The organism is Bradyrhizobium sp. (assembly GCF_049586575.1).
Lineage (GTDB): Bacteria > Pseudomonadota > Alphaproteobacteria > Rhizobiales > Xanthobacteraceae > Bradyrhizobium.
Window position 1 is genome coordinate 1 of the sequence record NZ_JBAVCF010000546.1, and the last position, 1,506, is coordinate 1,506.

Consider the following 1,506-nt stretch of genomic DNA (forward strand, 5'->3'; position numbering starts at 1 on the left):
GCTTGACGACATCCGAAAATCGAGCGTCACTACCAGATCGAGCTTGCCCTCAGGCGCCGGATCGCGCCAGACGATCTCCTCAGGCTTGACCGCACCTGTCTCGCCGAGGTCCTTGCCCTGCAGTCCGTGCTTCGTGCCGAGGAAATGTTTCAGGAAATATTCGTGTCCCTTGCCAGAGGAGCCGAAGAGGTTTGAGCGCCAGATGAACAGATTTCGCGGGAAATTGACGGGGTTGTCCGGGTCCTCGCAGGAAAGTTTCAACGCGCCCGATTTGAGGCCATCGGCGACGAATTCGCGTGGCTCGAGCCCGGCCTTTTCCGCCTCGGCCGCAAGCCCCAGCGGGTTGGATGCCAATTGCGGCGCCGAAGGCAGCCAGCCCATGCGCTCGGCGCGTACATTGAGGTCGATGAAGCTGCCCTTGTAGTTGTCCGCATCGGCGAGCGGCGAAAGAAGGCCGGACACATCGAGCTTCTCATAGCGCCACTGGTCGGAATGGGAGTAGAAGAACGACGTGCCATTCATCTGGCGCACTGGCCGCACCCAGTCGCGCGCAAAGGCGAGTGTCATCCAACCGGCAAGCGGGCGCAGCGCCTCCTGGCCGACATAATGCGCCCAGCCGCCGCCGGAGACGCCGATCGTGCCACACAGCATCAGGACATTGATGATGGAACGATAGGTCATGTCCTGGTGATACCAATGGTTCACACCCGCACCGATGATCACCATAGAACGGCCATTGGTCTTTTCCGCATTGTGGGCAAACTCGCGCGCGACGCGGATGGCATGTTCGGCGGGGACGCCGGTGATTGTCTCCTGCCAGGCCGGCGTATAGGGCACGTCGTCGTCATAACCCGATGCGCAGGCGCCCCCGAGCCCGCGGTCGAGCCCGTAATGGGCGCACATCAGGTCGAAGACGCTCGCAACGATCCCCTCGCCATCGACCAGCGTCAGCCGTCGCACCGGCACGTTGCGGACGAGTATGTCGCCGCCCTGGTCGTTCTCGGCGAAGCGCTCATGCAGTTGACCGCCGAAATAGGGGAAAGCCGCCGGAACGATGTCGTCACATCGGTCGAGGGCGCTCAGTGCCAGCCGTATGGGCTCGCCGCTCTCGCCATCTTTTTCCTCGAGGTTCCAGCGGCTCTGCGGCTCGCCGTCCTTAGGCCAGCGATAGCCCATCGAACCCTGCGGAACCACCGGCTCACCTGTCTCCTCTGAAAAGGCAACCGTCTTCCAGTCGGCGCTGTCGGATTTTGCCGTCTTAGCGCGCGATTTAGTTCCGCCGGCGAGATCGCTCTGGCGCAGATAGCGATCGGGGACCCATCGATCACCGTCCTTCTTCAGCTTTACGAGCATTGGCAGATCGGTATAGCGGCGCGCGTAATCCTCGAAATAGGGCACCTTGCGGTCGATGAAGAACTCCTTCAACACGACATGGCCGAGCGCCATGCCGAGCGCCGAGTCGGTCCCCTGCTTGGGATGCAGCCACAGATCGGAGAGCTTCGCGAC

1 protein-coding gene is annotated in these 1,506 nt (G+C 62.2%); it reads right to left on the minus strand.

Features of this window, described 5'->3' with window-relative positions; translation table 11 throughout:
* A partial coding sequence (locus WB528_RS20450; protein WP_423890224.1) for a molybdopterin-dependent oxidoreductase occupies positions 1-1,506 on the minus strand: 1,506 nt, incomplete at both ends.